At 42.3% G+C, this 26,983-nt stretch carries 21 protein-coding genes; 13 read left to right on the top strand and 8 right to left on the bottom strand.

Annotated elements, in window-relative coordinates; translation table 11 throughout:
• Positions 1 to 163: 163 nt before the first annotated feature.
• The 3 genes from CVD28_RS09525 (at position 164) to CVD28_RS09535 (ending at position 4,365) form a co-directional block, all read left to right on the top strand.
• Positions 164 to 1,621 carry a S41 family peptidase gene (locus tag CVD28_RS09525; protein WP_101592136.1) on the top strand — a complete coding sequence of 486 codons (1,458 nt, stop codon included), beginning with the start codon at positions 164 to 166 and terminating at the stop codon, positions 1,619 to 1,621.
• Between the two features lie 290 nt (positions 1,622 to 1,911).
• Entirely contained in the window at positions 1,912 to 3,105 is a 1,194-nt protein-coding gene (locus CVD28_RS09530) for a PDZ domain-containing protein (protein ID WP_101592137.1), read from the top strand.
• Between the two features lie 417 nt (positions 3,106 to 3,522).
• Positions 3,523 to 4,365, top strand: coding sequence for a manganese catalase family protein (locus CVD28_RS09535; RefSeq protein WP_101592332.1), 843 nt, complete (start codon positions 3,523 to 3,525; stop codon positions 4,363 to 4,365).
• Positions 4,366 to 4,746: 381 nt separating this feature from the next.
• Here CVD28_RS09535 and ypfJ read toward each other — a convergent pair whose 3' ends face one another.
• Positions 4,747 to 5,589 carry a KPN_02809 family neutral zinc metallopeptidase gene (ypfJ, locus tag CVD28_RS09540; protein WP_101592138.1) on the bottom strand — a complete coding sequence of 281 codons (843 nt, stop codon included), beginning with the start codon at positions 5,587 to 5,589 and terminating at the stop codon, positions 4,747 to 4,749.
• A gap of 688 nt (positions 5,590 to 6,277) precedes the next feature.
• Here ypfJ and CVD28_RS09545 point away from each other — a divergent pair.
• Entirely contained in the window at positions 6,278 to 6,439 is a 162-nt protein-coding gene (locus tag CVD28_RS09545) for an aspartyl-phosphate phosphatase Spo0E family protein (RefSeq protein ID WP_101592139.1), read from the top strand.
• A 360-nt stretch (positions 6,440 to 6,799) separates the two neighbouring features.
• Positions 6,800 to 8,029 (top strand): benzoate/H(+) symporter BenE family transporter, encoded by a 1,230-nt coding sequence (locus CVD28_RS09550; RefSeq protein WP_257985816.1) that lies wholly within the window; start codon positions 6,800 to 6,802, stop codon positions 8,027 to 8,029.
• A 92-nt stretch (positions 8,030 to 8,121) separates the two neighbouring features.
• Here the strand turns inward: CVD28_RS09550 and CVD28_RS09555 are convergent, their stop codons facing one another.
• Positions 8,122 to 9,264, bottom strand: a complete 1,143-nt coding sequence (locus CVD28_RS09555; RefSeq protein WP_101592140.1) for a zinc-dependent alcohol dehydrogenase — start codon at positions 9,262 to 9,264, stop codon at positions 8,122 to 8,124.
• Positions 9,265 to 9,806: 542 nt separating this feature from the next.
• On the opposite strand from CVD28_RS09555, the gene CVD28_RS09560 reads away from it, so the two are divergent.
• On the top strand, positions 9,807 to 10,256 hold the full coding sequence (locus CVD28_RS09560; protein WP_101592141.1) for an SRPBCC family protein: 450 nt from the start codon (positions 9,807 to 9,809) through the stop codon (positions 10,254 to 10,256).
• Between the two features lie 90 nt (positions 10,257 to 10,346).
• On the opposite strand, the gene CVD28_RS09565 is transcribed toward CVD28_RS09560, so the two are convergent.
• Positions 10,347 to 10,790: a C40 family peptidase gene (locus CVD28_RS09565; protein WP_101592142.1), complete on the bottom strand. Its 444-nt coding sequence runs from the start codon at positions 10,788 to 10,790 to the stop codon at positions 10,347 to 10,349.
• A gap of 265 nt (positions 10,791 to 11,055) precedes the next feature.
• Between CVD28_RS09565 and CVD28_RS09570 the strand changes: the two genes are divergently transcribed.
• Together CVD28_RS09570 and CVD28_RS09575 are read left to right on the top strand one after the other, a co-directional pair.
• A complete protein-coding gene (locus CVD28_RS09570; RefSeq protein WP_101592143.1) occupies positions 11,056 to 13,521 on the top strand; it encodes a S8 family peptidase in 2,466 nt (821 codons plus the stop codon).
• A gap of 222 nt (positions 13,522 to 13,743) precedes the next feature.
• Positions 13,744 to 14,082 carry a hydrolase gene (locus CVD28_RS09575; protein WP_101592144.1) on the top strand — a complete coding sequence of 113 codons (339 nt, stop codon included), beginning with the start codon at positions 13,744 to 13,746 and terminating at the stop codon, positions 14,080 to 14,082.
• Between the two features lie 90 nt (positions 14,083 to 14,172).
• Here the strand turns inward: CVD28_RS09575 and CVD28_RS09580 are convergent, their stop codons facing one another.
• Positions 14,173 to 15,720: an N-acetylmuramoyl-L-alanine amidase gene (locus CVD28_RS09580; RefSeq protein WP_101592145.1), complete on the bottom strand. Its 1,548-nt coding sequence runs from the start codon at positions 15,718 to 15,720 to the stop codon at positions 14,173 to 14,175.
• Between the two features lie 409 nt (positions 15,721 to 16,129).
• Here CVD28_RS09580 and CVD28_RS09585 point away from each other — a divergent pair, with 409 nt between their 5' ends.
• The 5 genes from CVD28_RS09585 to CVD28_RS09605 all read left to right on the top strand — a co-directional run bounded on the left by CVD28_RS09585 (position 16,130) and on the right by CVD28_RS09605 (position 23,372).
• Positions 16,130 to 16,348 carry a CsbA family protein gene (locus CVD28_RS09585; RefSeq protein ID WP_101592146.1) on the top strand — a complete coding sequence of 73 codons (219 nt, stop codon included), beginning with the start codon at positions 16,130 to 16,132 and terminating at the stop codon, positions 16,346 to 16,348.
• Between the two features lie 358 nt (positions 16,349 to 16,706).
• Complete coding sequence (gene uvrB, locus CVD28_RS09590; RefSeq protein ID WP_101592147.1) at positions 16,707 to 18,686, top strand: excinuclease ABC subunit UvrB; 1,980 nt, start codon at positions 16,707 to 16,709, stop codon at positions 18,684 to 18,686.
• A 7-nt stretch (positions 18,687 to 18,693) separates the two neighbouring features.
• Positions 18,694 to 21,567, top strand: coding sequence for an excinuclease ABC subunit UvrA (gene uvrA / locus CVD28_RS09595; RefSeq protein ID WP_101592148.1), 2,874 nt, complete (start codon positions 18,694 to 18,696; stop codon positions 21,565 to 21,567).
• 357 nt (positions 21,568 to 21,924) lie between these two features.
• Positions 21,925 to 22,245, top strand: coding sequence for a DUF4870 domain-containing protein (locus tag CVD28_RS09600; protein WP_101592149.1), 321 nt, complete (start codon positions 21,925 to 21,927; stop codon positions 22,243 to 22,245).
• A 23-nt stretch (positions 22,246 to 22,268) separates the two neighbouring features.
• Positions 22,269 to 23,372 carry a DUF4097 family beta strand repeat-containing protein gene (locus CVD28_RS09605; protein ID WP_101592150.1) on the top strand — a complete coding sequence of 368 codons (1,104 nt, stop codon included), beginning with the start codon at positions 22,269 to 22,271 and terminating at the stop codon, positions 23,370 to 23,372.
• Positions 23,373 to 23,531: 159 nt separating this feature from the next.
• Here the strand turns inward: CVD28_RS09605 and CVD28_RS09610 are convergent, their stop codons facing one another.
• The 4 genes from CVD28_RS09610 to nagA form a co-directional block, all read right to left on the bottom strand.
• Positions 23,532 to 24,104, bottom strand: coding sequence for an N-acetylmuramoyl-L-alanine amidase family protein (locus tag CVD28_RS09610; protein WP_101592151.1), 573 nt, complete (start codon positions 24,102 to 24,104; stop codon positions 23,532 to 23,534).
• 74 nt (positions 24,105 to 24,178) lie between these two features.
• Positions 24,179 to 24,904, bottom strand: a complete 726-nt coding sequence (locus CVD28_RS09615) for a GntR family transcriptional regulator (protein WP_101592152.1) — start codon at positions 24,902 to 24,904, stop codon at positions 24,179 to 24,181.
• Positions 24,901 to 25,650 carry a glucosamine-6-phosphate deaminase gene (gene nagB / locus CVD28_RS09620; RefSeq protein WP_101592153.1) on the bottom strand — a complete coding sequence of 250 codons (750 nt, stop codon included), beginning with the start codon at positions 25,648 to 25,650 and terminating at the stop codon, positions 24,901 to 24,903. The genes CVD28_RS09615 and nagB overlap by 4 nt, the downstream gene beginning before the upstream one ends.
• Before the next feature lie 23 nt (positions 25,651 to 25,673).
• Entirely contained in the window at positions 25,674 to 26,852 is a 1,179-nt protein-coding gene (gene nagA, locus CVD28_RS09625; RefSeq protein WP_101592154.1) for an N-acetylglucosamine-6-phosphate deacetylase, read from the bottom strand.
• Positions 26,853 to 26,983: the final 131 nt, after the last annotated feature.

Below are 26,983 nucleotides of genomic sequence, written 5' to 3' on the forward strand. Positions count from 1 at the left end.
TCGAGCGCCTGTTTTCACCAGGTAAAAGCCGGACGCACAACAGGACATGGCATTCAAAGCCGGCCTCTAGTGTTGTGATCAATTTGTTGCCGCTAAGCAATGAGGCAATCCTAGTCGGGCTTACCAGGGCGCTTTCGCATTTCTAATATGAGAGGGGATTCAAATGAGAAGGAAATGGGTGCTTCCAGCAGTGGCTGCCGTAACACTGACAGCCGGTGTAACAGGCGGTATATATCTTGGCGGCAGTGAGAATGGACCATTTAAGAAATGGACAGCAAAAATGGAAATGAATGCTGAAACGGACAAGCAGGGAAATGAGGCTGGCCATAAAGAGCTAGGGAAGGTTGAGCAGGCGTATGATCTTATCTTAAACAGCTATGTAGAAGAAGTGGAAAGTGAACAGCTGGTGGAGGGAGCTATCCAAGGTATGCTTACCACCCTGGATGATCCTTATTCCGTATATATGAATAAGGAAACTGCCAAACAGTTCGAGGAAACTCTGGATTCTTCTTTTGAGGGGATTGGTACAGAAATTGGAATAGAAGAGGGCAAGATCATCATCATTTCTCCTTATAAAAACTCCCCCGCTGAGAAAGCTGGTCTTAAACCAAAGGATCAAATCCTTAAGGTGAATGGTGAAAGTGTCGAAGGACAAGACCTTTACGAAACTCGTTTGAAAATCCGCGGCAAAAAAGGAACACCGGTAACTCTGGAAATTAAGCGAGATGGTGTCGCTAATCCCATTACAATTAAAATGGTGCGAGCAGAAATTCCGTTAGAAACCGTGTTTTCTGAGGTGAAGGAAGAAAAAGGGAGAAAGATGGGCTACATTGAACTTTCTTCATTCTCTAACAATACAGCAGCAGACTTCAAAACCCATTTGCAGAAGCTGGAGGAGCGGCATATTAAAGGGCTGGTCATTGATGTGCGGGGAAATCCGGGGGGGCTATTATCAAGTGTGGAAGAGATTGTTGGCAATCTGATTCCGAATGACAAGCCTTACCTGCAAATTGAAGAAAGAAATGGGGATACCCGATCCTATTTTACGAATCTAAAAGAGAAGAAGGAATATCCGATTGCGGTGCTGATGGACAAGGGCAGCGCATCCGCCTCGGAAATCCTGGCTAGCGCCCTTCAGGAGGCAGGAGGATATGCATTAATCGGCGACAGGTCATTTGGAAAAGGCACCGTTCAGCAGCCTGTGCCAATGGGCGACGGAAGCAATATTAAGCTGACTCTTTTTAAATGGCTGACGCCTGACGGGAACTGGATTCATAAAAAAGGGATAGAGCCGACTGTGGAGGTCCATCAGCCTGAGTATTTCAATCTTCAGCCATTAGCAATCGAAAATACATTAAAACGAGATGACAACAGCGAACAAATCAAGCACGCCCAGCAAATGCTAAGCGGCCTTGGGTTTGAAAGCAGCCGGGACGATGGCTACTTTGATTTGAGAACGGAAATCGCCGTTAAAGCATTCCAGCAGCAAAATGATATCGAGGCAACTGGAAAGCTAGATCGAAAAACGGCCGAGGCAATTGAAAAAGCGCTTGCTGAACAAATTAAAGATGAACAGAATGATATTCAGCTAAAAACAGCATTAAAATACTTAGCAAAATAATACCGTTCAAGAGTATGCGTATTAACTGCGCATACTTTTTTGCGGAAAAGGGGTGGAGCTGCTCCAATTGTTTGGCGGAAGATGTATGGTTTAACTTCGCTCTCACTTTATTGTGTAAACGTATGCTAACTTTTTATTCCTGTATCCAAATGGGTACTGAGTTACAACTCATGAAGGTTTATTGTTGGCAAACGGTGTACGGTGATAGGCAGAAAAGTATAGTTTTGTTACAATAGAAGCTGGTATACATAGAATAGTAGATAGCCCGGTTAGGAAAGGCTGGTGGAAGTGTGGCACAACAATGGCTGTTTAATGGTTTACTGGGATTGGGAAAGTTCCTTTTGCATCCGTTATTTTATTATTCTTTTTTTCTTTGTTTGGTTATGGGGTATCTCAGAGTAAAACGGGAAAGACGAGATTTTCATATTCGTACCTATGACGGATATCAGGAATTAAGGTTTTTGCTGCCCGGCGGATTGTTTTTCGGACTGGTTTTGTCCCTTCTTATTCTTGGAGCAGGACTTGTTATTCCTTCTGCTGCATTGCTGGCGGCCGCAGCGATTACTTTTTTATTATCATTGACCCTTAAAGTTCGCCTTTTATCGCCGGCTTATATTATGGGAGCTACCTTTTTTCTGCTGACATTTCTGACAGGAAGGGATATAAGCATCCCTTTTTTTCAGCGGGCACTGGACGAGCTTGACCAGCCGATTTATCCATCTGTCGCCATTTTGCTGGGCCTTCTCTTAATTGTTGAAGGGCTGTTAATCAGCCGGAACGGATATGTCAGGACTTCACCTGCATTAATGAGATCCAAGCGGGGACTTACTGTAGGTTCGCATATTTCAAGAAGGCTTTGGCTCGTTCCGCTTTTCATTTTGGTGCCAGGCGGAAATTTGCCTGCACTGGCTGAGTGGTGGCCGGTGTTTACATTTGGAGAAGTACATGTAACCCCCCTTATGGTACCCTTTTTAATCGGCTTTTCACAGCGAGTCCATGGACTGCTCCCTAGAGAATCGATTCAACTGAATGGACGCAGGGTATTAATGCTGGGCGTTCTTATAACAGCGATTGCAATTGCTGGAAATTGGTATCCACTGGCGGGGATTGCAGCTGTTTCACTTGCACTAATTGGCCGTGAAGGTCTGCACTATTATCAAAAGCACTCAGAGGAAAGGCTGCCATTCTATTTTTCCCGCCGCCAGCACGGAGTCATGGTTTTGGGAATTATCCCTAAATCCCCAGCGTTTAAAATGGCACTCCAGGTCGGTGAAATCGTCACAAAAGTCAACGGAATCTATATCCGAGATGAAAAGGAATTTTACGAGGCACTTCAAAAAAATGCTGCACACTGCAAGCTGGAGGTGCTGGATACGAATGGCCAAATCAGGTTTGTCCAGCGGGCGCTGTTCGAAGGCGAACACCATGAACTTGGAATATTATTTGTTCAGGATCCGAGAAGATGGGACGTTGAAGCAGGGTAGTTGCAGTTTTCAATTAAAACTATTTAGTTAGTATTAATTTATAGTTACTATTGAGAAGGACAGAGAGAGGCAGCTTGCTTCTCTCTGTTTTTTTATATGGGCAAGTGTAATGGGACTATCATCCAAAGTTCTTACCTTTGAATTGCAGTGGCTGCAGGGGAATATTTCTACCATAAATGGCTGCTTAAAAGAGATGATATGCTAGACCGTCACCATCATGATAGAGCATAATTAGAAGTCTTTAGAAGATCCTGCCTGGTTTTTGGGCAGGGTTTTTCTATGGAAAAGGGGAGGAGCCAGTTTTTAGCAGGACATGGATTATGGTCAAAAGTTTTCTTTTTTAGGGGACGGATGGTTAATAGAGAAATATCTGGGGTAACAAAGTATAGAGTTTTGAAAAATAAAGGAGGAAGAGTAATGTTTCGACATCAAAAGCAAATGCAGTTTGAGGTCAAAGTTGACCGGCCTGATCCGATGCTGGCTCGTCAAGTCCAGGAAGTTCTAGGTGGACAATTTGGAGAAATGACTGTTATGATGCAGTATCTCTTCCAGGGTTTTAACTGTCGTGGAGAAGAAAAGTATAAAGACATGCTAATGGATATTGGTACAGAGGAAATTGGCCATGTGGAAATGCTTTGTTCTCTTATCAGCCAATTGCTGGATGGCGCGTCACCGGAGGACCAGGCAGAAGCTGCAAAAGATCCTGCTACTGCTGCAATTATGGGAGGAATCAATCCCCAGCATTTGATTGTCAGCGGCCTTGGAGCCATGCCGACTAACTCCAATGGGGTACCTTGGAATGGTGCTTTTATTGTAGCAAGCGGAAACTTACTGGCTGATATGCGTTCAAACCTTCATGCAGAAACGCAGGGCCGACTTCAAGTTGCCCGCTTATATCATATGACAAAAGATGAAGGAGTACGGGCTACATTCCGCAAAATGATTGCCCGTGACCGTTATCACCAGTATCAATGGATGGCTGCCATTGCAGAGCTGGAAGAGAAAAAAGGGGTAGTAGTTCCCGCTTCATTCCCTCCTGAGGCTGAAATGGAAGCCCAGCCGCATGCTTATGAATTTTGGAACCTTTCGGAGGGCAGTGAATCCTCCGAAGGCCTTTGGGCAACAGGCAGCGCCCCAGATGGATCAGGAGACTTTGTTTATTTAAAAGAACCGGTAGCAAAAGGACAAGTTCCACAACCGCCTGTTCCTTCTGAAACATTACACCATGACCTGGATGATATAAAATTATCTGCCAAATAAAGCGAAAAAAATTGGATAATAAAAAAGATAAAGGAACGCATTCAATTTACGAATGCGTTCCTTTTACAATGATATAAAATGTGAAGGATTCCCCGTTTATTCAAACAGTGCCAGGATCTCCCCATAAAAACTAGAACTCCACCAGTATTTTCACCGGTGGGACTGAATTTTATTGATTACTGAGTTTGTCCATCATCAGTAACAATTTTCTTTGTACTTTCATCCTCCAGCTGATAAAGCTGTGATTTACGGCGTCAGAGTTGATTGTATGGCTTTTATTTTCCTTTTGCAGCCACCATTCCTCCTATTTCCCGAAAGATAGTTCCTGATAATCATAAGGAAATGGCTTCAATTTGATAAAAAACTTAGAAGCAGCTATCTTTACAAATCCTTAACTTTAAATGTATCTCCCTTGTCCAAGGTGCCTGACTGTAACCCTTTATAGAACCATCGTTTTCGCTGCTCTGAGGTTCCGTGCGTGAAGCTTTCGGGTACGACATATCCTCGGGCTCTTTTTTGAATGGTGTCATCACCGACAGCACTCGCTGCAGTTAGGGCTTCGTCAACGTCCCCTTCTTCAAGCAAGTCCATCCCCTGAGCATGGTGTGCCCAAACCCCGGCCAGATAGTCGGCCTGCAATTCAAATCGGACCTGATACTTATTGTATTCTTCTTCACTCAATTTTTGGCGGAGAGGTGCGAGTTTTTCAGTCGTCCCCAGAAGTGTCTGAACATGGTGACCAACTTCGTGTGCGATCACATAGGCCATTGCAAAGTCGCCGGGAGCCTTAAACTCACGCTGGAGTTCATCATAGAAGCTTAGGTCAATATAAAGTTTTTGGTCACCGGGACAATAAAATGGTCCCACTGATGATGAGGCTGACCCGCAGGCGGACTGAACGCTGCCCGTATATAAAACAAGGGTAGGTTCTTTATAATCCATGCCTTCCTTCTTGAAGACATCGGACCATACTTCCTCGGTATCGGCAAGGACTACAGAAACAAATTCTGAGAGCTCCTTTTCCTGCTCTGTTTCTTCATAAGGAGCAGCTGGATCTGAACCTGTACCTCCCATATTATTCAGCAGTGCCCCTGGATCGCCGCCAAGCAATGTTACAATGAGGAGGATGACTATTCCGCCAATTCCGCCACCGACAATCGTCTTTCCTCCCATACCTCTCCTATCTTCCACATTAGAACTTGCCCGTCTTCCTCTCCATCGCATGATATTTCCTCCTAGCTGAAATCTGAAGTTTTACACTGACATGATAAATGCTAGCTTTATAAGTGTTATACCCGAGTTTAGTGATATAATGCTTCAAATTGTTTTTTTGAAAAGATTTGAACGGTTATGGTTTTACACCACTCTACCTTGGGGTTGCCTTTAAAACCGGTTGAAGTATACCGGCAAAAATCGTCCTGATATGGCAAATGGCTTTAAAGGAAAAATCGAAGGAAAACTAGGCAATTTTAATAATAACGACATACTCAAGCCGAGAAGAGAGAATGTGAAAAAAGACCCATTTTCCAATCAAGCCGTTAAAACCAGCTAGCAGGAAATAAAGGTTTTGGAAGATATAACTTGTTAATAGGAATTGTGACTAAAGTACTGCAAAAAAATTTAGTGAAGCATCTATACAAATGCTTCCGAACATGTAAAAATATATACTAAAATATGCGTAAATAATAGATTTTGATTTACTTTCGGGAGATATGATTCAATAAACTGGGAATCTGTGTTCCGGCTTTTATTTTGAGTAAAAAGTCCCGATCTGAATCGGTGTACAACTAGCGGCAGTTTTTCAAAAAACGTAACACTTCTGTAACAAATATTTGGTAATCTCTATATATTTACCTATTGCAACCTTGTAATATTAAATTATTCTTTTAAATGATAGAAAGGGGCTTTTCAAATGACAATCAAATTACTGGCAACATTAATTGAATCACATCGAATAAAAATGATGGAAGCTGGATTAAAATACGGGTTATCTTCACCTATCACAATAAAACTAAGCCAGGAGCTAGATGAGTTGCTCAATTTGGAAAGAAATTTACATAACTTAGCTTGTTAACAGTCTTAAAAATATTTCTTCGATAGCTTTCCTTTGATATCTCCTATAGTCGTCTATATTATTGTTTGGAACTAATGTAAGGATACTTTCTCCATCAGCATAAAACTCTGCTTTTCTCCATAAACCCCTATATTTCTGTTCAGCAATGGGCAGGAATCCTTATACACAGCATTATATGAAATACTCTACTTGTCATTTCCCTCTGTGTTTTAAAGAGACTCCATATTATCTTCCCCATCGATTGGTAGTTTTTCGATATGAAATAAAAAATTAAATATCAGTGAATTGACTGAATATTATTGACAATCGGCCTCTCTTATTCCAATTATTATATTAATTGCAAGAGGGAGGAAGGCAGATATGGTTCAAATGGGAATGCCAAATAAAATTGAAGAGCTTCCAGGCGGAAATATTTCTAAAAGGAAGTTAAATAGCAATCCATTAAGAGATATAACAGGACAAAATTTTTCCTCAGGGCTGATTGCCAGTACCCTTGTTATGACAGGGCCAGCGCTCATCGTTTTAGAAGCTGCAGCGTCAGGTCACTTTACTCCAGAACAAACGATTAATTGGATGTTTGCAGTGTATTTTTTTGGGGGTCTTTTCGGGATACTTATGCCGCTCTGGTTTCGGATACCGATTACAGGCGGTCATTCCATTTCGGGGGTAGCCTTTTTGGCAACCATGACTTCCCAGTTTACATACTCCCAGCTAATTGGCGGGTATGTAATTTCGGGTATTTTTATATTGCTGGTCGGTTTGACTGGAGTATTTACTAAAATCATTAAATGGGTGCCTAAAGAGGTTATTGCTTCGATGCTGGCGGGGTTGGTTACCGGTTATGTGGTTAAGCTTGTTCCAGCCATTAAGGAAATGCCGCTCGTTGGGGGCTTGGCACTTGTCAGTTTTTTTCTGGTGACAAAATACAGTAAACGGATACCTGCTGTAATGGCAGCTGTGGCAGTTGCTTTTCTCGCTTTGATATTTACTCAAAATCTGGATATTGCGTCTGGGGAAATCCCTTTCTTTTTTCCTTCATTGCAAACACCTGAATTCACCTGGATGGGAATGCTGACAATTGGTATCCCGCTTGCTATGCTTATCTTAAGTAACGATGCTGCTCCAGGCATCGGGGCGTTAGAGAGCTCAGATTTTGATCCTCCCATACGTAAAATCGTTTCATTCAGCGGCGTTTTTTCCGTGATTTCGAGTTTTTTTGGAGGGCAAAGTGCAAATATCGCCGGAATGATGACCGCCATTTGTGCTGGACTGGATTCAGGCCCAAAGGCGAAGCGGTATATGGGATCCTTCGTGTCTGGGGCGGTTACCTTAGTATTTGGGATATTTGCCTGGAAGGTGGTGCCGTTCATTCAGTCACTGCCGCAGGCCTTCGTTTCCCTGTTAGCCGGCTTTGCTTTAATTGGTGTTCTGCATTCAAGTTTGCAGCAGGGCTTTTCGGAAAATCGGTACCGATTAAGTGCACTCACAGCGTTTATTGTAGCCTTATCTAATGTATCTCTTCTCCATATAAGCGCTCCTGTATGGGCTCTTGTGCTGGGCGCTGTTGTTGCACGTACGGTGGAGAGATAATGGGGATTTGACTATGAACCCTGATCCCTGAAAATTATGGCCCGTACCACTAATTTAGACGGTACGGGCCGTTGTACTTGTTATAAAAAGGATTACGGTTTTAATACAACCTTTATGCATTCATCTTCGTGATCATTAAATGTTTTGTACGCCTCACTGGCCTGATCAAGAGGTATCCGATGCGTTATGATTTCTGTCGGGTCGAATTCACCCTTTGTAATTTTATCAAATAGCATCGGCATATAATGGATAACTGGTGCTTGTCCCATTTTCAAGGTTACGTTCCGTTCAAAGATATTTCCAAGCGGGAACATGTTGTACATTGAGCCGTATACTCCGGTCAATTGGATAGTCCCGAATTTCCTTACAGCATTTAGCGCAATTTCGATTGCACTTAAAGTTCCGCCTTGAAGCTTCAGTTTTTGTTCAACAGCCTCAACCACAGATTTTTTTCCATCCATACCGACACAGTCAATGACAATATCAGCACCGCCTTGTGTCAAATGTTTAATATATTCTCCTGCATTATCATAGTCATCAAAGTTTACTGTTTCAACATTATTCATTTTTATTGCATGATTCAGCCTGTATGGGAGATTATCAACGGCTATTACCCGTTTGGCACCTTTCATCCAGGCAAATTTTTGTGCCATTAACCCTACTGGCCCGCATCCAAGAACTACAACTGTATCCCCAGCTTTCATACCCGAGTTCTCTACACTCCAATATGCGGTCGGCAGGACATCCGACATAAATAGCAGAGCTTCGTCCTCAAGTTCACATGAAGCTGGGATTACAAATGGCATAAAGTTACCGTACGGTACACGCAAAAATTCAGCTTGTCCGCCCGGATGGTTCCCGTATCTTTCGGTAAAACCAAAGTATCCTCCAGTATCTGCTATTTCTTTATTAGGATTGGAATTATCACATTGACTTTCCATTTCATGCTGACAATAAAAGCATTGGCCGCAAGAAATATTAAAAGGCAAAACTACTCTGTCTCCTTTTTTCACCTTTGTTACTTCTGGTCCAACTTCTTCCACGATTCCCATTGGTTCATGGCCTATTACATAGTCTTTTCGGGTGGGCAGTGCGCCCTGATAAATGTGAAGGTCGGAACCGCAAATGGCTGTTGAAGTGATACGGACAATAATATCTTCATTATGCTTCAGGGTTGGATCTTCCACCTGTTTTACTTGGATATCCTTCGCGCCTTGAAATGTAACTGCCTTCATAATCAGCCTCCTAAAATGTAGAATCATATGAACTATACCCATTATTTCTGTATTTATCCCTTGGATTGCACTTCTTGCTAAAAAGGAAAGTTCGTAACCGCCATTTTGCGCCAAAAAAAGACCGTCCCGTTTATTAATATTTAGGGATGGTCCTTACAAACTTGATAAGAAAGTGTTACTTTTTAACAAATACAGATGTCTAGCTCCAGCGGCCGCGACACACAGGACAGGGAACACTGCGGCTGCGATACATCGCACGAAACAAAGCGTTAGCTTTCTGAGGGTGTGCTGGTGCCGACGTTGTCAGAGGGCGTGGCGAAATTAGTCGGCCTCGAGTTGCTAGCCGAAAGGAGGAAGGAATTAATAGACTTCAAATCGGTCCTTGAGCATAATTCAGATTCCTTTTATATAAAATCTAATAATGATTGTCCCGGGCATATAGATTCATTCCTTATTGGATCTTCTAAAATAATCAAAAAGGTTTTTCCCTGCTAGTTGGAGAAATGAAAAGCATAGATACCTTTATTAGGGGGGATAACACCGTGAAGTCATGGACGAAAGAAATTGAAATAAATGCTCCCATTGAACGGGTGTGGAAACTGTTCAACGATGTAGAAAATATGCAAAAAATCATGCCCAATGTAGTGGAACATAAACCAATAAAGATTACAGAGGAGGGGGTTGGGAGCGTTTATCGCCAGAAATATAAAGAAGGAAAGCGGATTGAGGAATACGATGTTGAAACGTTGGAATATCTGGATTCTGCTGATCAAAAAAAGCTGAAGGTCGGTTTTACGCTTGCAAAAATGTTTGAAATCACCGCCGATTATCAATTGATGCGAATAGATGATAACCGGACCTTTTTCGCATATACAGTTACAAATAAGGCTTTAAAGTGGTTTGTAAAAATTTTTCTATTACTAGCAAATGATAAAGTGGTTATTACCTTTGTTGAACAAGTTAAAAGAATTGCGGAATCTGAAAATAACTAGCCAAAAAAGAGAAAGCCATTTACTGCGGCTTTCTCTTTTTTATTTATAACCAAGGCTGAACAGGGCGCTTCCGCATTTCTTATTATATACTTATATACGTTTTGCGCCGATATATTTTGGCTTCCAGTACGTATTGCTAGTGCTGGCAATAGATACACCTTTAGAAGAAGCTGCATGGATCATTTTTCCGCTTCCCATGTAAATTGAAACATGTGTCGGTCTTGCTGCTTTGCTTGGTGCAAAAAACATTAAATCTCCCGGTACCAATTTGCTTACGCGAGTGCCTTTTTTATACATTTCAGCTGCTGTGCGCGGCAAAGTCTTTCCTGCCTTACTATATGAGAACTTTACAAGTCCAGAGCAATCGAATCCTTTTGATGTCATGCCGCCCCATTTATACGGAACTCCAAGTTGAGTTTTAGCGGTTGTAATAGCTTTTGATTGTGGTGTTGTAACGGCTGCCTCACCCATAGATGGTGCAACAGTGCTTATGATGGCTGCGAGTGACAGAGCGGCGAGTAATTTCTTTAACATAATTGTTTACCCCCTGGTGTGATTTGCTAAACCTAATATTAATAGAAAAGCATAACATTACCATCACAGGAAGATTACAGTTGTGTTACAAAGGAGAGGGAAGGTGCTAATGTTCAAAAAATCATCATAATTCTACAGAAAATAAAAAGGAAAAAGATGTTTCTATAAAAATCTATCGAAATTTCAGCATAAAGTTCGATATTAATAGAGGGAAGTATTTGTTTTCCGGGAGATAAGAAAACTTTTAGAAAGAAGGATTGCAACCATGCTGCTCACAACTACAGGAAGTAAATTCCTTGCTGCTGCCCTATCTCTTAGTCTTGGAATGTTAAATATTACTTTGCCAGTGAATGCTGAAAGCCAAAAGGAATCAGAAGTCATTGTTGTTTATAAAAATCAGGAGGGAAGGGAAGATGCACTTGATCTCAGCAAACAAGTTGATCATCAATTTAAAACCGTCCCTGCTGTTGCTGTAACAGTAGAAAATAAGGAAATCGACAAACTAGAGAATAATCCTGATATTGCATATGTGGAGGAAAATATTAAATTTTCAGCTCTTAAGGGTTTTACCCGTCTTTTATCTGAAAAGCAGGTGAAAGCAAATGCATCATCGTATTCCTTCCCAAGGGAGGAGTCCCGATGGAATTTACAGGCTGTTAAAGCCGCATCAGCCTGGAGCCGCGGCTATACAGGTGAAGGAGTAAAGGTTGCCGTAATAGATTCTGGAATCGCGCCTCATCCTGAATTAGAGATTGCTGGAGGAATCTCCACTGTAGGGTATACCAATTCTTATTATGATGATAATGGCCATGGAACACATGTTGCCGGCACTATAGCAGCTAGAAGAAACGGCTCTGGCCTGGTGGGTGTTGCTCCAAATGCCCAAATCTATGCTGTAAAGGCTATGGATTCTGAAGGGAATGGGTATCTGCAGGATTTGCTTGAGGCAATTGACTGGGCAATCGTTAATAAAATGGACATTCTAAATATGAGCCTGTCACTGACAGAAGACTCAAAGCTTTTAAGATCCATGATCGACAAAGCCAATAATTATGGAATACTTGTAGTCGCTGCAGGGGGAAATAACGGCACTTCAGAAGGAAGCGGTAATACAGTAGAATATCCTGCTAAATACAGCAGTGCCATTGCAGTTGCTGCCGTGGACAGCCGGCTGAATAGGGGGGCATTCTCAGCTTCAGGGGAGGAAATTCAGTTCTCAGCTCCAGGTGTTGATGTAATAAGTACATTCCTAAACGGCGGCTATGCGGAAGCTAGTGGGACTTCTATGGCTGCTCCCCATATCGCCGGGCTATTAGCTTTATTAAAAGAGAAATATCCGAGCAAAACCAATGGGGAGCTTAAAGAGCATTTAAAAAAACATACTTTTGATCTTGGTTCAGCAGGAAAAGATACGTTTTATGGTTATGGTTTTGCTTTCTTTAATACCGAAGTTGAGAATGCCGCTCAGCTTCTTGCAGAAACAGAAAAGGCGGTTGCTTTGGCAGAGACTTCGCTTGCCATGGCTGATATTACAGATGCTCAGTCGAAGATTGATAGATTAGCAGATGGGCCAGAAAAGGATCGTTTTAATCAGCGGATCAGTACTGTAAAGAATTTTGCTGCAGAACTAGAAAAACAACCAAAACTTAAATTTGCCAAAAACGCAGTAGAAGCAGCCGAAGCATATCGAACTGAGCCATATTTAAAAAATGCCCAGGATGCGGTCCAAGATTTACCGCCCGGTTCCGAGAGAGATGCACTTGAAAGCCGGATAGATACCTTACGGTCAGCGGTTAGCAATAAAACTTTATTGGATATAGCTTCTAAAAGTGTAGCAGATGCGGAAAATTTTAAAACAAAATTATATGCAGAAAAAGCGCAAAATGCTGTAAATAGTTTGCCGGATAATGCTGAAAAAGCTGTTTTACAAAACAGATTAAAGGAAGTCCAAAGCTATTTGTATGATAAAGCATCGGCTATGGTTGCAAATGCCGAAAAAAGTCTGAAAAAAGTTGATGTAACAATTGCAGAGCAGGCGATAAGCGGTATCCCGGCAGGAATTAATACCACAATGCTCCAGAAACGTCTATATGCGGTTAAAGCTTTAATTCTGAACAACGCTAAAGCTAAAATTGCAGCAGCTGAGAAAAGCAAGAAAAAATCACTGGCAGACTCTGCTCAAGCAGCAATCAATGAGGTTATTAACGCAGGAGATAAAACTAGTCTTCAGAAGCGTCTTGATGCAGTACGTGCTTCGATTTTGTCTAACGCCAAATACAAAGTAGCAAATGCAGAAAAGTATAAGAAAAAAAGTTATCTTATAGCTGCCCAGGCTGCAGTAAATGAACTGCCTGCAGGTTCTTCGAGGACATCCCTGCAAAAAAAAGTTGATGCTGTCAGCCGTTTTATTCAGCAGGAGGCTATAAATAAGGTTACATCCGCGGAAAAAAACCTGAGCCAGAATTATGTTGATAAAGCACAATATGCAGTGAGTGAACTTCCAAATGGAAGCTTAAAGAATTCATTGCAGAAACGACTTGATGTTGTCAAAAAGAAAGTTGCTGAATTATATAAGAAGCAAGTTTCTGCAGCAGAAGGAAAAGTAAGGCAGGCAGAAAGAATTAAAACCAATAAATATAAAACAGCGGCCCAAATGGCAGTTAACGGTCTGAGAACTTCTTCTCAAAAAAACGCATTCCAAAAAAGGCTGAACGCTATAAAGACAAGATAAAGAATTAAAGTGTTAGGCCGGACCTTGCCGCTTATACTCAATGCGGTAAGGTCCTCTTTCTTTATATATAAATAGCATAACCGTAAAAATAATAGAAAAAATAGAGCTATTTTTACCGTTGCTAACAATCAATCAGAAGCAGTTTTACATTTATTAATCATAAAAATTGATTAAAGCCCGATGATTGGTGGTAGATAGTAACAAAAAGGTGGGAGGTTAACTATGGAACAGGAAAAGCGAGTGTTTTATGTGGATATTGAAAATGGAGAGGTGCTGGAGAACCCTGTAGAAACTGAGACTCAATTTAGGGTTTTCGCAACCGATGATGAAATCGCGAGGCTGAAGGGTTTGTTTGATGATAATAATGACGCTGATTTATTGACTTTCGGGGAAGCGCATATTCCCTTTCAACAATATAGTGAGCAAAAGGGGAATATTGAATACGATAAAACCATAATTGAAATTTATGGACAAATTTATCAATTGGGTGACGAGAAAGCGAAACGGCATATTGAAACCATGGGAATCAGTCCGGGAATCATAGGGAATAATGCACCATAAAAAAGAGGGCTGGTTTGAATCAGCCCTCTTCCTGCTTAATTATGAGTTTATCTTTCTTATACTATTTCAAAAATAGTGCTGGGTGTCTTGTTATGACTCAAAATATCTTACCAGTCCCTTATAGACCCCTTGAGCTACCTTTTCCTGGTATTCTGGCGATTTAACAAGTTTTGCCTCTTTAGGGTTTGAAAGGAAGCCTAACTCTAGAAGAATCGCAGGCTTTTTATTTTCCCGGATTACTTGGAAATTCCCCTCTTTTACTCCGCGGTTTGCCATTGCGGTGTGCTTGATTAATTCTTCCTGCATATAAGTGGCAAGTTTTTGCTCATTAACATTTGTCGGATAAAAGAATGTATCAATGCCGGTACTGGAACTGCCGGGAGCATTATAATGAACGCTGATGAAAACATCGGCATTGTAAGCATGGCTCACATTTACACGCTGGGAAAGTGTCAGATATGTATCAGTTGTACGTGTATGTATGACTTTTGCTCCGGCTTGCTGCAGCACTGCAGAGATTTTTTGGACCGTCTGAAGGTTTACCGTCTTTTCTAAAGTTGAAACTTCTTCCCCCGTTGCTTTTCCGCTTGTTCCCGGATCCTTTCCGCCATGCCCGGCATCAAGAACGATTACTTTTCCAGCTAAGGTTTTTACACTCTCTGGAATGTCAGGATTCTCAGGGGATGGAGCAGTTAGCTTGCTGGATACCCAGACGATGTCACCGGCAGCCGTTTTTACTTCAGCCCATTCTCCTGCTGTTGATAATCTCTCCAGCTTTGAGCCCTTTTTTTCTATTTTGATAATTTCATATTCTGTCCCTGGTCCAATTCGAAGGTTGCTATCAGTTAGCAGTGTTATAAATTTTCCTTCTGCCGGTTTCGTTTCAGCCGGTGCGGGAGCGGGTTTTGGAACAGAAGGCGCCTTGTCAGTCAAGTATGAAAGTGAAACCCAGCCTGATTTACCGCTTGGTGTCTTTACTTTTCCCCATTCTGATGTTTTTTCGGATAATTGAACAGCCGTTCCCTTTGGCAGTTTTTCGAGCACTTTTGCCTGTGTGTTGGACTGCTCCCGAAGATTAAGAGCAGGGTTTGCTGTGGTATACATTTTTACAACAATCGCTGGAACAGAAGCCGGCGGTTTAACAGCAGAAATTGGTTTAAATGAAATATATGTTTTTGAAATCCATCCAGTCAGTTTTTTTGTCGGCACAGTTACCTTTAACCAGCTGCCTTGCTGGGAGAGTACGTTAACAGCTGTTCCTTTAGTTAATATTCCTAAAGATTTACTGCTTTCGGACGCGGACTGCCGAACATTAAGCGAATTAATAGTTGTGTAGCCCGTTTGGACTTTGATAGCTGGCTCTGACGTTAACTGTTTCAGGTAATCTGAAGAAACCCAGCCGTATTTACCGCTAAATGAAATCTTAGACCATCCAGTTTTTTGTTCCAGAATGGTTACAGTCTGGCCATTAATCAATTTGCCTATAGCTTTCGATGAAATAACAGGTTTCTCTCTAATATTTAGTTTTGCAGCATTCACTTTAGCCTGGACAGCAGCGAATGCTAGGCTGCTAGAAAAAGGGACACAAATGAGTGCCAAAAGTATACAAATGAGAAGAAGTCCGCAAATCCTTTTCATGAAGCATTGCCACCTTTACGATTTATTCGCAGCTTAATAACATATGATAAACGGAGCAGGGACTTTGGCCGCGTAGTCTATGTAATATGTATTTTAGAGCCCTGCCTCCTTTCGTGCGTAACTTTTGTACTTAACTGGATAAAAATCATTGTCTTAACAGCTAATTCTGGGCGTCAAGCTAAGTCGGGCAATTAAAAATTTAAATCTATTTGTCCTTAAGCAGACAAAATGACATTTATCGTATATATCGTCAAAATGTACCGTTTTTTTCATAGGAAAATAGACTTATATTTTTGTTATGGAGCTGCAGGGTGATAATAATTAGATTTCAGAGAACGGAATGTTTATAATATGAAAAGATTCAAAAAGTATATTACCGTTCTTTCACCCTTCAAAAAGGAGAAACGATATGATAAAAATCTTGTCGGCACTGGTATTGCCTGCATTGCTGGTTATGTTATTCGCGAGAGTTACGTTTAACCAATTTGTCGGGCTGGCTCTGACTGTGGCCTTAATTGCCGCTTCTGTCTATAAGGGATATACAGACAGCTGGCTATTAATCATCCTTGATGCATTTTCACTGACATTTGGATTTTGGGTTTCAGTGAGGATTTTAAAGAGATCATAGTATAGGGACTTTTTCTAGGTGGATCTAATAAGCGGATCCATCTTTTTCTTTTTCTGATTCTATTTTTTCACTCAGCTTAAAGAGTTCATTTGCCGAAAATATCCGCGAATGAGTGTTCGCTTATTATTGGTTTCTTATACTGTATATATGGTAGAATGAGTATATAGTCTCTGGTTCAAGGGCTATAAATAAACTATGGTTCCCTTCCGCCTGTTTGTGGTGGGAGTTCGCCGTATGTTTTTCTTGCAGCAAGCATTTATGCGGCATCGACCGTTTGATATAGAAAGAAAAACAATCTTTGATGTAAAATCATTACAGAAAAATTTTTATACATTTTTTAACTTAGGAGGCTTGCCCGGTGAAAAACGAATTTGAACTGGTTTCAAAATATTCCCCCTCAGGGGATCAACCGGAAGCTATTCATAAAATAGTAGAAGGGATAAGAGAGGGGAAAAGGCACCAAACCTTGCTCGGGGCAACTGGAACCGGCAAAACCTTTACCATGTCCAATGTAATTAAGGAAATTAACAAGCCTACGCTTGTAATTGCCCACAATAAAACACTGGCCGGACAGCTTTACAGCGAGTTTAAAGAATTCTTCCCGAATAATGCTGTAGAGTATTTTGTCAGCTATTATGATTATTTCCAGCCGGAGGCGTATGTTCCTTCCACGGATACCTTTATCGAAAAGGATTCAAGCGTAAATGATGAAATCGATAAGCTGCGCCACTCTGCTACATCTTCTTTATTTGAGAGGAATGATGTCATCATCATCGCGAGCGTTTCGTGCATCTATGGTCTCGGCTCTCCGGAAGAATACCGGGAAATGGTAGTTTCGCTTAGAACGGGAATGGAAATAGAACGGAATGCACTGCTCCATAGGCTGGTGGATGTCCAGTATGAACGGAATGACATTGATTTTCAGCGGGGGACTTTCCGTGTCCGCGGAGATGTAGTGGAGATTTTCCCTGTTTCCCGCGATGAACGCTGTCTCCGGGTTGAATTTTTTGGTGATGAAATTGATCGTATCCGTGAAGTCGACGCTCTGACTGGCGAAATTATAGGCGAACGTGACCATGTGGCTATTTTCCCGGCATCCCACTTCGTAACCCGTGAAGAGAAGATGCGCAAAGCAATTGAAAATATCGAAAAGGAACTGGAGGAGCGGCTGGCAGAGCTCAGGGAAGATGAGAAGCTGCTGGAAGCCCAGCGCCTTGAACAGCGAACCCGCTATGATCTCGAAATGATGAGGGAAATGGGCTTTTGCTCTGGAATTGAAAATTACTCCCGCCATCTGACGCTCAGACCTCCGGGTTCTACACCGTATACCCTAATAGATTATTTTCCGGAAGACTTTTTGCTGGTTGTAGACGAATCCCATGTAACGCTTCCTCAAATTCGCGGAATGTTTAATGGCGACCAGGCCAGGAAACAGGTGCTGGTTGACCATGGTTTCCGTTTGCCATCAGCGCTCGATAACAGGCCGCTTCGTTTTGGGGAATTTGAAGAAAAAGTAAAGCAGGCTGTATATGTTTCAGCAACTCCAGGTCCTTATGAGCTGGAGCATACGCCTGAAATGGTCGAGCAAATTATCCGTCCTACCGGGTTGCTTGATCCGAATATAGAAGTCCGCCCTATTCAGGGCCAAATTGATGACCTTATCGGAGAAATCCAAGACCGCATTAAGAAAAATGAACGTGTTTTAGTCACAACCCTTACGAAAAAAATGTCGGAGGATTTGACTGATTATCTGAAGGATATCGGAATTAAGGTTCAATACCTTCATTCTGAGGTAAAAACATTAGAAAGAATTGAAATTATCCGTGAATTACGGATGGGGAAATATGATGTTCTGGTTGGGATAAACCTTCTAAGAGAAGGTCTGGATATACCCGAGGTTTCGCTAGTTACCATTCTGGATGCAGATAAGGAAGGGTTCCTCCGTTCTGAAAGGTCACTTATCCAAACCATTGGGCGGGCTGCCCGTAATGCAAATGGCCATGTAATCATGTATGCCGATAAAATAACAAATTCCATGGAAATTGCAATCAATGAAACAAAGCGCCGCCGGGAAACACAGGAGGCGTACAACCTCGAGCATGGAATTGTTCCGCAGACTATTCAAAAGGATATTCGCGAGTCCATCCGGGCCACCCATGCCGCAGAAGAAACTGAGGAGTATACAGCAGCTCCAAAGTTTGCTGCTATGACGAAGAAGGAACGCGAAAAAGTAATTGCAGACATGGAGAAAGAAATGAAGGAAGCGGCCAAGGCGCTGAATTTCGAACGCGCCGCAGAGCTTCGTGATTTATTGCTGGAGTTAAAAGCGGAAGGATGACGAAAACATGGCAATGGATAAAATAGTTGTTAAAGGAGCCAGAGCCCATAATTTAAAAAATATAGACGTCACAATTCCAAGAGATCAGCTTGTCGTATTAACGGGCTTGTCCGGTTCGGGCAAGTCCTCGCTTGCTTTCGATACGATTTATGCGGAAGGGCAGAGGCGGTACGTGGAGTCTTTGTCTGCCTATGCGCGCCAATTTTTAGGGCAGATGGACAAACCGGATGTTGATGCGATTGAAGGGCTTTCTCCAGCCATTTCAATCGACCAAAAAACAACGAGCAGAAACCCGCGTTCAACAGTTGGGACAGTGACGGAGATTTATGATTATCTAAGATTATTATTTGCGCGTATTGGAAGGCCGACCTGCCCGATACACAATATTGAAATTACGTCCCAGACAATTGAGCAAATGGTTGACCGGATTATGGAGTACCCGGAGCGGACAAAGCTTCAGGTGCTGGCGCCGATTGTATCCGGAAGGAAAGGCACGCATGCTAAAATCCTGGAAGATATTAAGAAGCAAGGCTACGTGCGAGTCCGGGTTAACGGTGAAGCCCTTGACCTGGGTGAGGAAATTACACTTGAGAAGAATAAAAAGCACTCAATAGAGGTCATCGTCGACCGGATTGTTATTAAGGAAGGTGTCATGGCGCGGCTAGCCGACTCAATGGAAGCCGCACTAAAGCTGGGAGAAGGAAAGGTCATAATTGATGTAATTGGGGAGGAAGAACTTTTGTTCAGCGAGCATCATGCCTGCCCTCATTGCGGTTTTTCTGTAGGGGATCTGGAGCCGAGGATGTTTTCTTTCAATAGCCCATTTGGCGCCTGCCCGGATTGTGACGGACTTGGATCAAAGCTGGAAGTAGATAAGGATCTTGTCATTCCGAATCCTGAACTTTCTCTCCGCCAGCACGCTGTGGCACCATGGGAACCAACAAGCTCCCAGTATTATCCGCAGCTGCTGGAAGCTGTCGCAAATCATTACGGAATTGACATGGATATACCTGTAAAAGATTTCACTCCCTCACAATTAGAGAAAATTTTATACGGTTCAAAGGGCGATAAAATTTATTTCCGTTATGAAAATGATTTTGGACAGATTCGAGAAAATTATATACAGTTTGAAGGCGTCCTGAAAAACGTCGAGAGGCGATATACGGAAACCAGCTCTGACTGGATTCGTGAGCAAATGGAAAAATATATGGGGCAGCATTCCTGTCCATCATGCAAGGGCTACCGATTAAAAAAGGAGACTCTTGCCGTTTTGATTCAAGGCCGGCATATTGGTGAAACAACAGCACTTTCCATCGAGGAAGCAGTACAATTTTTTCAAAGCCTTGAATTAACAGCAAAAGAAAAGCAGATTGCAAATCTGATCATGCGCGAAATTCAGGAAAGGCTAGGCTTCCTGTCAAACGTCGGTCTTGAATATTTAACGCTGAGCCGTGCAGCTGGAACCCTTTCCGGTGGGGAAGCGCAGCGCATCCGGCTGGCTACACAAATCGGTTCAAGGCTGACAGGAGTTCTCTATATTCTGGATGAACCATCGATTGGACTGCACCAGCGGGACAATGACAGATTAATTGATACGCTAAAAAGTATGCGTGAAATCGGCAATACGCTAATTGTTGTCGAGCATGACGAAGATACAATGCTTGCAGCGGATTATCTTATTGATGTAGGTCCGGGAGCAGGTGTCCATGGAGGAGCAATCGTGTCTGCCGGAACACCTGAAGAAGTTATGAATGATCCTAAATCGCTAACAGGACAATACCTCGCCGGGAAGAAGTTCATTCCGCTCCCTGGAGAAAGGCGGAAGAATGATGGCCGCTTTATTGAAATTAAGGGGGCTAAGGAAAATAACCTGAAGAATGTAAATGTGAAATTCCCTTTGGGGACGTTCATTTCTGTAACAGGTGTATCAGGCTCTGGCAAAAGTACGCTGATTAATGAAATTCTCCACAAATCCCTTGCGCAAAAGCTGAATAAAGCAAAAGCAAAACCGGGGAATCACCGGGAAATTAAAGGCATAGAGCATCTGGAGAAGGTTATAGACATTGACCAGTCTCCTATCGGCAGAACACCACGTTCCAATCCGGCAACCTATACAGGAGTGTTTGATGACATTCGCGATGTGTTTGCTGCTACGAATGAATCAAAGATTCGAGGATATAAAAAGGGCCGGTTCAGCTTCAATATAAAGGGCGGCCGCTGTGAGGCATGCCGCGGAGACGGGATTATAAAAATCGAGATGCACTTCCTGCCGGATGTATATGTCCCTTGTGAGGTATGTCATGGTAAGCGATATAACAGGGAAACTCTTGAAGTGAAATATAAAGGTAAAAATATTTCCGATATCCTGGATATGACGGTGGAGGATGCAGTCGCGTTTTTTGAAAATCATCCAAAGATCCGCAGAAAGCTGCAGACCATTTTTGATGTTGGTTTAGGATATATAACACTGGGCCAGCCGGCCACTACATTGTCAGGCGGAGAGGCGCAGCGGGTAAAGCTGGCTTCCGAGCTTCATAGAAGGTCAAATGGCCGTTCATTATATATTCTCGATGAACCGACGACGGGCCTTCATGTGGATGATATATCCCGCTTACTTATCGTGCTGCAGCGCCTTGTTGATAATGGTGATACAGTATTGGTGATTGAACATAACCTTGATGTGATTAAAACTGCGGATTATATTGTTGACATGGGGCCAGAAGGCGGAGACAAAGGCGGTACTGTTATTGCCTCTGGCACACCGGAACAAATAATGGAAGTAAGTGAATCGTATACTGGCAAATATTTAAGGCCGGTGATTACACGGGATCAAGCCAGAATGGAAAAGCTAATTGAAGAAAAAGAGCGTGAGCATGTTTAATCAAAACTAAATTGCAGAGAGAACCTTGTCATAAACGGCAAGGTTTTTTTCGTGCAGTTCATATAATGGGTTAAAATGTTTTTCTTTTAGGACAGATCTGTCCTATCCGAAATTTTTTTGTCGAATCCTTGGAATATTAGAACTAAATTTCCTGTTCAATCGTTTAATTAAAAGGGAAAGGTTTTCGGTATTTCCGGGGAAATAGGCTGGTTTGTTTATGCGGATTTTGTCTGCAGAAAATGTCGTATTGAAACGTAGCATTTGAACGAAGTAGCCTAAAAATTTGCTTGAATGAATAAGATTAAATGAAACCTTTTACAGCTATATCCGTAAGCAATGTAACAGGAGAGTGAAAAAATGGATTCAAGAAAAGTAATGGCAGGTATTAGTTATTTAAGTGTTCTGTTTGCGCCGTTTGTTGTTCCTATCATTATATTTTTCGTAGCACAGGAGGAATTTGTGAGGAATCACGCCAAAAAGGCTTTTTTGTCTCATTTAATTCCTTGGCTGGCTTTTCCGATTATCGGGTTTGCTGTTTATGCGGATTTTGCCCGCTTGAACAGTGATGGAGAAATTCCTATTTTCTTAATGATTGGGATTATAGTTTCCGGGTTGATTGGTTTTGCTGTAACAATCTGGAATCTTGTAAAAGGTATAAAGATACTTATCTCTAAATAAAATGATAAACCGGAGGCCATGCCATGAATGAAGAAAAAAAGAAAATTCTCCAGATGGTGCAGGATGGAAAGCTGACTGCAGATGAAGCGATGAAGGTTCTCGAAGAGTTGGAGCAATCAGAAATACATAGCTCCAAGAAAGAAAAAGAACTAGTAACTCAGCTTTCAGCCTATGTTCACCCGGGTGAAAATAATAATACAAATACTCAAAGCCATAAGAAAATAGTTTCAGCGAAAGAAAAGATTTTTGGGTTTGTGGATGAAGCGGTAAAGAAGTTAAAAGAAATAGATTTAGATTTTAATTTTGGTCAATCGGCAGTTGTATCCCATATCTTCCAGCATAGTGACGCCGAACTGAGGGATATAGATATTGATATCGTGAATGGAAGCATTAAAGTTTTTCCATGGGACCAAAAGGATGTCAGAGTAGAATGTGCCGGTAAGGTTTACCGGCTGAAAGAGCATGAAAATGTGAGAGATGCCTTTTTAAAGGAAGTTCACTTCTCCATAAATGATGAAAGACTAAGATTTGCAGTTCAGCAAAAGTGGATTAAGGTTGATGCGAGGATTTTTATCCCTGCTTCTGAATATAGGCGGATGAGGCTTCGCTTGTTTAACGGAAATATTGATGGGGAGAATCTGTCTGTAAAAGATTTTGAAGCAAAAACTGCAAATGGCACTGTGCAAATAAACGGACTGTCCGGAATGCAAGCTGAGGTTGAAACAGCAAACGGGACTATTGCCGTTAACAATGCAGTTCTTGGAAAGATAGAATCAGAAACAATCAATGGGTCAGTTTCCCTGACAGGTATCTTTAAGAAAATTGATGCTCAGGCGCTTAACGGCAGTATATCCTGCAATATTACAAATCGCGACTGCGACTATATCCATGTAAAAGGAGTGACTGGCGGTATTGAACTGACTGTTCCCGAAGGTGTGGCGGCTGATGGGGAATTGAAGTCCAATATAGGGAGCTTTAATGTTATACTGGACGACATTCATATAACAGAAGAAAAGAATGAGGTAGTCCAGAAGCTGCTTAAATTTAAGCCTAGTGGACTTCCGGAACATACACTTCATATATTTGCTGAATCCAAAACAGGCGGTATATCAATAAGCAGGAAATAGGGTTAGAGAAGCGGTAGCACCCTGGCGCTGGAGCTGGAGATCTATACTTCTAAAACAGATACTTTCTCACCTTTTCAAAAAGCCCTGTCATTTGAATGAATGACAGGACTTTTTCCGTTGAATGGAGATATCGTGTTTAGAATAACACCTTCAGATAAATTACTTTAAGGATGAAAAAGTATGGAGCCTCTCACTATAGTCCAGTATTCCGCCAGCAATCGCAGCTGCGCAAATTTGGCGATAGGAATCTGATTGCAGCAGTCCGGCTTCATGACGATTGGTCATGAAACCGCATTCCAATAAGACTGCTGGACAATTTGTGGCCCGCAAAACATGGAAATTGGCCTCCTTTATTCCTCTGTCCCGCAGCTTTGTGGCAGCAATTAGCCGGCCATGGATGCTGTTTGCCAGCATCACCGATTGGCGAGGAAGTGTTTTGAAAATAAATGTCTCAATTCCATGAGCGTCATCCCAGCTGCCGTTACCGTTTGCGTTGGCATGGATGCTGACAAATAAGTCAGCACCCCAGGAATTTGCAAGGCTTGCCCGCTCAGAAAGAGGCACGTCCCTATTGTTGGAATGGGAGAACAATACTTGAGCCGTTTTGTCTGTCTCTAAAAGGATCCTAACCAAGCCGGCAACTGCCCTGTTAAACTCATATTCCTTCATTCCATCAGGTGTTCTTTTTCCGGGTGTGGTAAGGCCATGCCCCGCATCCAATACAACTTTCATCCCTGATCACTCCTTTGTGAAATAGATTCATGGGATTTATATAAAAAATTAAGGGGAAAGACTCGTCCTTCACCTTAATTTCTTTGGAGTGTATGGGTAAATCGGTAACGGTCAGCCCGAAATGTGGATTTAACATACTCAAATGGTGTCCCGTCATCAAGAAAAGATATTCTTGTCATTTTCAGTACAGGGGAGCCGGGCTTTATCTGCAATACCTGGGCCTCTTCCTCATTGGCGGCAAGAGCCTCTATTTCCTGCTTTGCTTCATATATGTGAAGTCCTAATTTTTTCTCTATATAGCTATAAAAAGAGCCTATAGCCTGTTCCTCGGTGATGTCACCAGCCAATTCCGCAGGTAAATATGCCGTTTCGAGTGCCATGGGAAGCTGATCGGCAAGCCGGATCCGCTGGATAATCAGAACTTTGTTTAGTTCTGTAAGCTTTAAGATGCTTGCTATTTGTTTATTGGCTGGTTCCTTTTTAAAATAAAGGACGACGTTCTCGGGGTTCATTCCTTTTTTTAGCATTTCCTCTGAAAAACTTGTCAGGCCATGCAGTGTTTGTTCTACCTTCTTTTTGCTGACAAAGGTGCCTTTTCCTTTTTGCCGGCAGAGATAGCCATCATTAACCAGGTTCGTCAATGCCTGTCTTACTGTCATGCGGCTGATTTGATAACAATCGGCGTATTCCCGTTCAGAAGGGATGGCGGTATCCTCTTTCAGAACACCTTCCTCAATTTGCTGTCTGATCAATTCCTCTAACTGATGATAAATAGGTATAGGAGACTTTTTATCAATCATTCAAAAACCATTCCCTCGCATAATTTAAAGGCATCGCTGTCTGCTATAATTGTCACGTTTTTATGCAGTTTTAGTGCGGAAGCAGGAAAATTCTCTGAAACCTCTTCGGTGAGCAGCCGCTTTATCGCTGGAGCTTTTGCTGAACCGGATGCCAGCAGAATAATTTCTTTGCTGTCCAATATGCTTGAGATACCCATTGTGATGGCCTGTGAGGGCACCTCATCCATATTGCTGAAAAAACGGGAGTTAGCCATCCTGGTGCTGTTTTCCAGCCTGACAATACGGGTTCTGCTTGAAAAGGGGGTTCCGGGTTCATTAAATCCAATATGGCCATTTTGCCCGATTCCTAATATTTGCATATCAACTCCGCCGAGCTGCTCGATTAGTTTATCATAACGTTTGGCTTCCAGGTCAGGGTCATCCGTTATACCATTCGGGATATGAGAATGTTCAGGATGTATGTCTATATAACGGAAAAGCTTTTCATACATAAAGCTGTGGTAGCTGTTGGGATTGTTTTTCTTAAGGCCGATATACTCATCCAGATTCACAGTCTTAATTCCCCGGTAGCTGGTTCCGTTTTTTCTGTGATCTTCAATTAATGCACAGTATAGTCCTTCAGGTGAGCTGCCTGTTGCCAATCCAAGTACCATGTCAGGCTGTTCCTTTATTTTTTCAATTACCTTATTTGCTCCTAGCCGGCTCATTGAATCATAGTTTTCAGTTTTAATAATGGTAAATCTCATTTATGTCACCTCACATACTATTTTTATGAAGTTTCACACAGCTTTCCGCGGCAGAAGGTCATGTATACTTCTAGTTCGGGAGTGAGAATTACCAGATCGGCATCCTTCCCGGCCGCTATGCTTCCTTTGCGGGAAAAAACTCCAAGCTGTTTTGCAGGGTTGGAGGAAGCCATTTGGATAATCTCCATCAAACTTAAGCCAGTGAAGGAGATCATGTTTTTTATTGAATCTATCATTCTTAAAACACTTCCTGCCAGGGTACCATCCTTTAGGAGGGCCTTGCCGCAGGAAACGGAAACATCCTGTCCGCCCAAATCATACACTCCGTTCTTCAGGCATTTTGCGCGCATCGCATCGGTAATTAAGATAATGTTTTCGATTCCTTTGGCTTTTACTGCAAGCTCTACCATTTCAGGACGTACATGGATACCGTCCGAAATGATTTCTGCTTTCAGTTCGTCGAATAGAAGTGCAGCTCCAGCTGTTCCGGGCTCCCGATGATGAAGGCCGCGCATGCCGTTAAACAGGTGGGTCACATGAGTAGCCCCTGCTTGCACAGCCGCTTTCACATCTTCATAAGTAGCATCAGAATGGCCAATGGAGGCGAGTACTCCAGTTTCGTATAGAAACTGTATTAGCTCAATTCCGTTTTGCTGCTCAGGAGCCAGTGTCACAAGCCTGATGTTATGACCGGACATCTGCTGCCATTTATAGAACAATTCGATGTCAGGAGGGAGGATATACTCTGCGGGCTGAGCTCCTTTCCTGCTTTCATTGATAAAGGGACCTTCCAAATGGATGCCCAGTACTTCTGCACAACCCGGAGCATTATGATTTTTCATATATTCACCCGCATTCTCAAGAGCGGCCTCTATTTCTGCTTTCCCTTGGGTAATGGTTGTTGCAAGAAAGCTGGTCGTTCCCTCCAGGGGCAGATGTGAAGCAATAGTCCTCAGAGTTTCAGGAGTTCCATCCATTGTATCGGCACCAGCAGCACCATGAATATGGACATCGATAAAACCCGGGACAATCTTTGACCCTTTCGGCAAAGTAATAGTAACTTCTCCATTATTCCGGGGCGCATGCTCCATCGGTCCTGCCTTGCTGATTTTTCCCTCTTCTATAAGCAAAAATCCATTTGGGATGATTTCGTTTTCAAAATAGACCTCGCCATGGGTTAAAAGTATTTTTGAATCCGCCATTTGAGTAACTCCTTTTTTATTTATAAACTTGTTCTATTGTTAGAAAAAGGAATAGTTTTTCTAATTATATTGGAGTCGACATCTAGTTGTCTAGACCACCTTTTTCTCATAGCAAACTAGATAAGTTTCAG

The organism is Bacillus sp. M6-12 (assembly GCF_002860285.1).
Classification (GTDB): Bacteria; Bacillota; Bacilli; order Bacillales; family DSM-1321; genus Peribacillus.